The organism is Mesorhizobium sp. M1409, from assembly GCF_040317535.1.
In the GTDB taxonomy this organism is placed as follows: Bacteria; Pseudomonadota; Alphaproteobacteria; order Rhizobiales; family Rhizobiaceae; genus Mesorhizobium.
Map to the genome: position 1 here is coordinate 1 of NZ_JAMYKV010000105.1, position 7,716 is coordinate 7,716.

The 7,716-nt window shown below is 61.1% G+C and carries 11 protein-coding genes; 5 read left to right on the forward strand and 6 right to left on the reverse strand.

Annotation, left to right across the window (positions count from 1 at the left end; translation table 11 throughout):
* Nucleotides 1-102 precede the first annotated feature (102 nt).
* Nucleotides 103-270 carry a hypothetical protein gene (locus NKG99_RS34910; RefSeq protein ID WP_352726790.1) on the forward strand — a complete coding sequence of 56 codons (168 nt, stop codon included), beginning with the start codon at nt 103-105 and terminating at the stop codon, nt 268-270.
* 134 nt (nt 271-404) lie between these two features.
* Here NKG99_RS34910 and NKG99_RS34915 read toward each other — a convergent pair whose 3' ends face one another.
* Nucleotides 405-974 (reverse strand): phosphotransferase, encoded by a 570-nt coding sequence (locus NKG99_RS34915; protein WP_352873987.1) that lies wholly within the window; start codon nt 972-974, stop codon nt 405-407.
* Here NKG99_RS34915 and NKG99_RS34920 point away from each other — a divergent pair.
* Nucleotides 876-1,214: a hypothetical protein gene (locus NKG99_RS34920; RefSeq protein WP_352873989.1), complete on the forward strand. Its 339-nt coding sequence runs from the start codon at nt 876-878 to the stop codon at nt 1,212-1,214. The genes NKG99_RS34915 and NKG99_RS34920 overlap by 99 nt on opposite strands.
* A 215-nt stretch (nt 1,215-1,429) precedes the next feature.
* Here NKG99_RS34920 and NKG99_RS34925 read toward each other — a convergent pair whose 3' ends face one another.
* From NKG99_RS34925 to NKG99_RS34935, 3 genes are all read right to left on the reverse strand, one after another.
* Nucleotides 1,430-1,702 carry a WGR domain-containing protein gene (locus NKG99_RS34925; protein ID WP_352873976.1) on the reverse strand — a complete coding sequence of 91 codons (273 nt, stop codon included), beginning with the start codon at nt 1,700-1,702 and terminating at the stop codon, nt 1,430-1,432.
* A gap of 212 nt (nt 1,703-1,914) precedes the next feature.
* A complete protein-coding gene (locus NKG99_RS34930; protein ID WP_352873978.1) occupies nt 1,915-2,256 on the reverse strand; it encodes a hypothetical protein in 342 nt (113 codons plus the stop codon).
* Nucleotides 2,253-2,945, reverse strand: a complete 693-nt coding sequence (locus NKG99_RS34935; RefSeq protein WP_352873980.1) for a nucleotide-binding protein — start codon at nt 2,943-2,945, stop codon at nt 2,253-2,255. The genes NKG99_RS34930 and NKG99_RS34935 overlap by 4 nt, the downstream gene beginning before the upstream one ends.
* A 325-nt stretch (nt 2,946-3,270) precedes the next feature.
* Between NKG99_RS34935 and NKG99_RS34940 the strand changes: the two genes are divergently transcribed.
* Together NKG99_RS34940 and NKG99_RS34945 are read left to right on the forward strand one after the other, a co-directional pair.
* Complete coding sequence (locus NKG99_RS34940) at nt 3,271-3,681, forward strand: hypothetical protein (RefSeq protein ID WP_352492040.1); 411 nt, start codon at nt 3,271-3,273, stop codon at nt 3,679-3,681.
* Nucleotides 3,682-3,875: 194 nt separating this feature from the next.
* Entirely contained in the window at nt 3,876-5,939 is a 2,064-nt protein-coding gene (locus NKG99_RS34945; RefSeq protein WP_352873982.1) for a relaxase/mobilization nuclease domain-containing protein, read from the forward strand.
* A 132-nt stretch (nt 5,940-6,071) separates the two neighbouring features.
* Here NKG99_RS34945 and NKG99_RS34950 read toward each other — a convergent pair whose 3' ends face one another.
* Nucleotides 6,072-6,353: a helix-turn-helix domain-containing protein gene (locus NKG99_RS34950; protein ID WP_006205593.1), complete on the reverse strand. Its 282-nt coding sequence runs from the start codon at nt 6,351-6,353 to the stop codon at nt 6,072-6,074.
* Nucleotides 6,350-6,673, reverse strand: coding sequence for a type II toxin-antitoxin system RelE/ParE family toxin (locus tag NKG99_RS34955; RefSeq protein WP_023819763.1), 324 nt, complete (start codon nt 6,671-6,673; stop codon nt 6,350-6,352). The genes NKG99_RS34950 and NKG99_RS34955 overlap by 4 nt, the downstream gene beginning before the upstream one ends.
* A 259-nt stretch (nt 6,674-6,932) precedes the next feature.
* Here NKG99_RS34955 and NKG99_RS34960 point away from each other — a divergent pair.
* Nucleotides 6,933-7,716: IS256 family transposase (locus tag NKG99_RS34960; protein ID WP_352873985.1), on the forward strand; the 784-nt coding region annotated here is incomplete at its 3' end.

Genomic DNA, 7,716 nt, shown 5'->3' on the forward strand with positions numbered 1-7,716 from the left:
AAGCAACCGAATCCTACGCCAAATCAATCGCTTAAGCTACATCCGCCAGCCTCAAAGCCCCATCGTCGTGCATAAGACGGGCTAGAGGGTGAACGGGAGCGCTTGCGCCAGCTTTTTGCCCATGCGCCCGCAGGCTCGCGTCATACCAGTCGCGTGATAGTGGTGACTTTTGCGTTCACCGGCGATCTGGCCGCGAAGCGTCGTCAATTCGCCGAGGTGGAGGCAACCGACATCGATCGCGGTGACGAAGGCGAGGTCACTTGTACGTAGGGCGCTTCCGATAGCGGATGAATTTCGCTTGGGTTTGGACGGCTCGAATTACTCACTATGCGATCCAACTTCCGCGTCGCGAAAATTCCCAGTATTGTTTCAAATGATAAGCTGACGTTTGCTACGCATCAACCTTAGGAGTGCTGCGACAGGGCGAATACGTTCATCGTCTTTTGAAACGTCTCAGCCCACAAGTCATCGGTCAACGCACAATAGCGCGCGAGAAACAGCAGCGAGCGGACTTCAGCAAGGCCCATGAAAAGGGGCAACACGTCGAGTTCAATCTTGGACAACGGGCGGATCTTTTCATATCCGGATATCAATGAAGCGACCATCTCACCGGAATTGGGGCTTTCGGCGCGCGCTAAGTGCCATGCCGCCGTGCCGAGGTCGAGAACAAGAGGGCCGTGCCCAAAATCATCAAAATCGAAAAAGTGGACCTTCCCCTGGTGAACGCGAGTATTGCCTGTCCAGGCATCGCCGTGACACAGGCCGGCTGGAAGGGAGTGCAACTCAGATCGCCGCAAGCATGCCAGGTAGTCGTGCTCAATCACTCCCGAGACTTCGCGGCTCTCAAGGATGGGAGAAAGTGCCAGCAACGTATCTTGGACTATCGCTATCGGCTCAAGGCTTCGGATGTCTCCGCCAATGGCGGTTGGCATAGCCAGGTGCAGGTGCGCGATGGACGCTCCAAACTGCGCCATTGGTCGCTGGAGACCGGGCGTCTTTGCCGGATCGGGCAAGCCGCTTGTGGTGTGCCCGCCGCCATCCTGACCTATCCTGACAGACAAAAAGATCAAAGCCAGAACGGCGGCGACGGTGGCATAGCGGAACAGGGATCGTGTCAGAACATGGCGGGAACATTTTTGGCCCAGCGCATTAGTGAAGTTCGCATGCGCGATGTCGTCACCATGCTGGTCGAGGGCAAAGTGGCTGCCGGGTGAATTGTCGAACGTCTCAACGGTTCGCCGGGAATTCCGTCGTGCTCCGGACAATCTTCGCTGTCGACTCCACTCGACCTATCGCCTCACAAGTGCCCGCCGACATCTTGCCACGGTGTCAAGATCACTGACTTCCCACTGGCGACATCGCGCCCGCACCCGGTACACGAAGCGACTTTGTTCCAAAACCTGGCTCCCGTCGCTCTACCGGCTACCTGTCAAGACGGGATCGCTGCTGCGCGTCGGGCGGATCGCGGCTGATAGCCGCGCATCCGCTTGGCGCGCAGCAGCTCGAGGAAAAGGGCGACGGCTTCGCCCTCGGTATCAAAGGAGTGCTGTACCGTGCGGCCGGTGGTTCCGATCCGGCCCCAACGCCGGACCAGGCAGGTCTGGCCGAACAGGGTCTCCTCGATCGACAGTGCATAGAAGCGCGCCATGTTCCGATCCGCGTCGCGGCGTTCGATACAGAGGCGATAGAGTTGCGCGATCATTGCGGACAGAATCGCGCAGTCGGACGCGCGCGTCCAATGAATGGTTTGAATCGGCGGACGCAGATCGATTCACTCTGGTGATGGATGGAACCGAACGTCAGTCGTTCAGCACCGTCTTTGATGGCCTTCCCCGAAGAGATGTAGCCAATCCTCGTTGGGCCATAGTCCTGGGCGGTCGGTCGTACGAAAATCGACGCTGATAGCGCGTCCGGCTACTTCGGCTGCCCGGCAAGGAATTCCGTTATCAGGCCCTGCACCACCTCCTGCATGGTTGTTCTATTGCGCGCGCAATGGACCTGCAGCTCGATCATCTGCGAGACCGGAATGCGTGTGTGCAGCCGGGCTGTCTCGCCGTCTGCCTTCGGCCTTTCGAGCTTCGCTTTCGCCGCTCTGGCAGACTGGGTTCTCGTCTGCTGCTCCAGCCTGTCGGTTTCGCTGATGCTGGATTCCACTATGGCAGCCATGTTGCGCGAGAACGGATCATCCGAACGGGCGCGGGGTTTCAAGGCAGGCAGCGGCAGCTGGTTTGCGGACCGATCGCTTTTCTCATTCATTGCGGGGTGGCTCCGTTCAGTTTGCGGATGATCTCGGCGGTCAGGGCATTCGTCTGGTCGCGAGCGTCCTCGACGGCCTTGTTCACGGGCTGGACTTCGTAAAGCGTCCCGGCGGTTGCGATTGAGGCGAAGGTCGGCCGTTGCGACAAAAAGGTCTCAAGCACGCTGGCGTCGGCCTGCCGCAGCAGCTGGATCGCCGTGCGGAAGGCCATCGTGTTGTGTTCGATCCCCGAAACCATGTTGAGCATCACCGCGTAGGGAATTTCGCGGTGGCGCCCTCCAAGTGAGCGGATGTGCCGGATCAGACCGAGGCATTGCTTGACATCGAAGACGTGCGCTTTCGTCGGAATCAGCACGAAGTCGGCGTTGGCGACGGCCGGGCCGAGTGCAGCCACGGCCGTGCCCTGGACATCGACCAGCAGCAGGTCCTCGGCGTCGGATTGCGCCAGGCGATCGATCAGGTCGTCGGTCGAGCTGATGGGGATGACGTCGATGTTTGAAAGCGCGTACCCGGCGCGGCGACTGTTCTTGCTCCACTCCATCGCGGACAGTTGCGGATCGGTGTCGAGCACCGTCACCCGATGACCGGCGGCGGCGAATTCGCCCGCGAGCAGGATGGTGGTCATGGTCTTGCCGACCCCGCCTTTGGGAGAGGCCACTGTGATTTGCACCGCGCGTTGTTCCGGCATTGTTTTTTCCCAATGTTGCGTCACCTTGGCGTCAAGGCGCATAGGCGATTTGGTGCCAAAGCGACTTCCTTGCATTGTACCTATGTGCCGATGCAACAAAGTGCCGAGGCTCATAAGTGCCTGTGTGGTAATATGAATTTGCACATCGGTGCAATGTCCCAGGATGCATGATCGGCTCTAGATCAATGTATCAGTGAGTCAGTATAATGTTTCGTATTGAATTGACAAGATACGCAATTTGGGTCCAAATTGGCTGAGCAGGTCGTCGCTTCGCTTCGACCTGGACCGTCTTCGACGTGAGGCCCATCCGCCATAGCGAGGAATTTTGGACACCAGCGCCGCCCACAAGGACACCCGAAAGCGTTCCCGGATCGATATTGGGCCGGAGGCGGGCGCGCTCCTGGACGAGGCCTGCAAGGTGTTCCAGCTTGACCGAGCGGAGACGTTGCGGCGCATTATCCGGGCCAGCCTGGATGTCGGCCCCGCTCTGTCGGCAGAGAATTCACGCACTGTCGCGGCCTTGGCCTCGCAAGTCCGGATGGTCGGCCGAAACCTCAGCCAGCTTTTGCATGCAATTCATTCCGGCCACGCCGTCCCCATGGAGGCGGCGTTGCCGATATGGGAAGCGCTGGATGAGAGGGTGAAAGCTGTCGACGCCGAATTGACGGCGATGACGATCGCCCATGGCCTGAAACTTCGGAAGGCGGCGCATCTGCTGGATGGTGAGGGCGCGTGAACCTCGACCAGTCTTCCATACAGGCCATAGCCGATCGGATTCGCGCGAGCGCGGCTTTTGAAGAAGAGAACCGCAAGCGCCGGCGTCGGGCCCTGTTGTCCTTTGCTGGAAATGACGATGATGGGTTGTTCAAGACGGTTCGCGGCCGGAAGGGGGAGGGCGGTCTCGGGGCAAGCCAGCCACCGGAACCCGCCGTGCCGCGCTCGTCTCCCGGGGAACTGGAGCCGCCGCGCGGTAAAGCCGGGCGCCTAAACCTCGGCCTGCCAGCGAAGCGACGGAAGCTCGCCGGCGGACCTCGGCCGAGGGCCGCTGCCGACAAGCTGGCGGCCGGGTATCAGCCGGCCGTTCTGAAGGTGATTTCCTACGGGCATGGCGTCACAAGGGCAGCCGCCATCGGTCAATATATCCAGAAGGAGGGCGTCGCGCTCGAGACGCATGACGCGCGTATCCTGGCAACGCAGGAAGCTGTTGCCGAGGAAATGAAACAGTGGGGCAAGGGTTTCGACAAGCGGCGGGAGAGCGAGGATGTGGCGACGTTTCGGCTTTCGCTGGGAGGGCAGGAGAATGCCGAGCGCCTTTCACAGGCAGTTCAGGCAGGTTTCGCCGGCCACGGTTTCGCCTATCGTATCGACACACTGCAGGACGGATCGAGCGTCGCGCGCGTCGTCGCGACCATGGCCGGACACAGCGTCGTGCGGGGTGAGAACGGGGACGACAAGGTGAAGCATCGGTTTCACTTTTCGGATCGACGCCAGCAGGATCGCCAGTTCTCGGCACCGACCCGGGCCATGATCGCCTCGCGGATCTCCGAGGCGCTTGGGGTCAAGGAGGATACCGTTTCGGTGAAGCCAATTGGGGAGCCCAGCCACGGCAAAGCCGGTGTCGTGTTCCAGCTCGCGCGCCTTAGCCAGGCGATCGGCGCCGACGGCGCCGCGATCGCGTCTGAGGAGGCGGTTCGGCAGACCGCGCAGTCCTGGGACAAGACCCTGAATTCCTACAAGCCTCGCGACACCATGCACATGATCCTGTCGGCCAAGGCGGGCGAGGACAGGCAAGCTCTGGTAAGGGCCGCACGTGGGTTCCTGCATGAGCAGTTCCCCAATCACAAATTCGCCTTCGGCATGCATGCCGACATGGCCGAGGAGGGCGGTCATATTCATGTCCACGCCATCGTTGCGGTGAAGGGTGAGGACGGTGAGCGCTTGCGACCAGGTCCGGCCCAGCTTCGCGAATGGCGCGCGCTCTATGCCCAGCACGCACAAGCACAGGGCATGAAAATCGTCGCGACCTCCGCGGCCTATCGAGCGTCATCACAAAGCTATGGCCCGCGCGACAAGGCGATTGTGGCCACGGCCGAAAAGCCGCGGCCGGGCAGGGAGGCGCGTGACCGCGCCTACGCCCGTGCAAACCCGCACGTCATCGAGAAGGCCCGCCAGCGGATCGACTACGCGAGGGCCAACCCGATCAAGATTCCGATTTCGGCGCGCCAGCTGCAGGCCACGCAGGCAAGCCTTCGGGACTGGCACTCGGTCGCTGTTTCCGAGCCGAATAACGCGATAGCGAGTCAATTCATTGATCGGATGACGCAAGCTTCCCGATCCGGTACTGTTGTGGTCGCTATTCGAGATGGAAAGGGTGTTCAAATGAGTTCAGATGCCACCGCGGACCAGATGCGGGAAAACCTAAAACAGATCAACGAGACCGTTAACAAGACAGCGGCCATGATGAACGGCCAGACGAAAGCGGAGTTCTTACGGCGCGCAGCGCCCACCATGGAGCTGCTTGCGATCCGGACGGATCTCAAATCCCTGCAGGAAGGTGGCGTCACGCATGTCAGCGAAGACCAGGCCCATCGGATTGCCGGCGCGCGCGCCGAAGCTTTGATCCATCGCGCCCAGGAGATCGAGGCCGCTGAGCGGCTTGAGGCCGATCGCGCTCGCGAGATCCGTAATCGCGCCATCGAGCAGGAGATCCGCGACGAACGAGCCGGATCGGCTGATCCGACCTCGCTTGAGCAGGTTGCCCAAGACCGCGAAATGGTGCGCAACGCCGAAAGCATCGCTGCGAAGGAAGCCCGCGAGGCACAAGCCGCAAGCGAAGCCGCGCGATCATTGGCACAGAATCCCAACGAGCGGCTTGATCCCGAGATCGTCAAAGGCGAACGGCTCGAAGAACTGCAGCGCCTGCAGTCGAGGAGCATCAACACCGCTGCAGTCGAAGGCGAAGAGCCGGATTCACAAAAGCCGCAAAAGCAGTAGTTGCCTCGTCATGCACCACTGCGTGGGCTCGTTGTTCCCTAAGCCGGGCTCTGGCAGCGGCTCGGTTCGGCACACGCTCGCGTCCAAACGCAAGATGTACTCCGAGGAAAGACGAGATTTGACACCTCGTGATTATGCAACCTCCTTCACCCGGATTTCTATATCCAGGTGAGCGGAGGCGGCGATGTTGACGAGCGCGTCAAGCGAGAACTTGGCGAGCTTACCGCGCAGCAGATCATTGATACGAGGGCGCGTCAGGCCGAGCCGCTTGGCGGCTTCCTCCTGGGGAATGCCCCAACGCTGGACTGCCTTACGGATTTCGTAGAGCAGCGCCGAGCGCGCTTTAAGGTTTGCTGCCTCCTGTTCGGTGTCCGCCAGGGCATCCCAGACGTTCTCATAGATTTCTACGTTCATCGTTCTGCCTTCCATCGTTTTAGCCGTTGAGCCGCCAGATCGAGGTCTTTCTTGGATGTGGCCTGTGCCTTCTTCTGGAACGCATGAAGCACCAAAACGCGGTCCTCTAGGGTCGCCAGATAGATGACGCGAAACGCTCCCGATGCCTCCCGAACCCTGATTTCCCTGACGCCGGCCCCCACGATCTGCATAGGTTTCCAGTCGTCGGGATCGTCGCCGCGCTGGACAAGTTCGAGCTGCCAGCCGGCCTCTATCCGCGCATCGTCAGGAAACGCTCGAACATCCGCCCGGCTGCTTCCAAGCCATTCAATCACCTTCATCGGGGTGCACTGTATCGGTTTTGATACATGTTGGGTAGAGTGAAAATCAATCGCGTTTTACGGACCAGCAATCAACTCACGTCCCCACCAAGAACCGGGAGGGGTCGTGTCCCATGAGGTGGTGTAGCTCGGCGGTAGCGAAGCTGCTCGCGAGCGCGCCGTTGGTGGCGCTGTAGCGAGCGAGCGGCTTTGCGGTGGTCATCGGCGCTTTCCGGTAGGGTTTGGTTGTTGACGCCAACCCATTTCGGAAGGACCACCGATGACCGACGACATGATGAACCTGCGCGCGCTCGTGGAGAAGACTCCGGATTCCGATCTCTTGCGCGAGATGATCGGCTTTGCCGCCGAGCGGCTGATGGAGTTGGAGGTTGGGGCCGCCACCGGCGCCGCCTATGGCGAGAAGAACCCATTGCGCACGGCCCAGCGCAACGGCTATCGCAAGCGCGACTGGGAGACGCGGGCCGGCACCGTCGAACTGCGCATCCCCAAGCTCAGGAAGGGCTCCTACTTCCCCGGTTTTCTCGAACCGCGCCGCATGGCCGAGAAGGCGCTGACCGCCGTCATCCAGGAGGCCTACGTCCAGGGTATCTCGACCCGCTCGGTCGACGATCTGGTCAAGGCCATGGGCATGAGCGGCATCTCCAAAAGCCAGGTCAGCCGGCTGTGCGAAGAGATCGACGGCAAGGTCAAAGCGTTCCTTGAAAGACCCATCGAGGGCGACTGGCCATATCTGTGGATCGATGCCACCTACCTGAAGGTGCGCCGCGGCGGCCGCATCGTCTCGGTCGCCGTCATCATCGCTGTCGGCGTCAATGCGGACGGCCGACGCGAGGTGCTGGGCATGGAGGTCGGCACGTCTGAGGCCGAGCCGATCTGGACGGAGTTCCTGCGCAAGCTGACCCGCCGTGGCCTGCGCGGCGTCAAGCTCGTCGTCTCCGATGCCCATGAAGGCATCAAGGCGGCCGTCACCAAGGTGCTGTGCGCGACATGGCAGAGGTGCCGCGTCCACTTCATGAGGAACGTGCTGGCCCATGCCGGCAAGA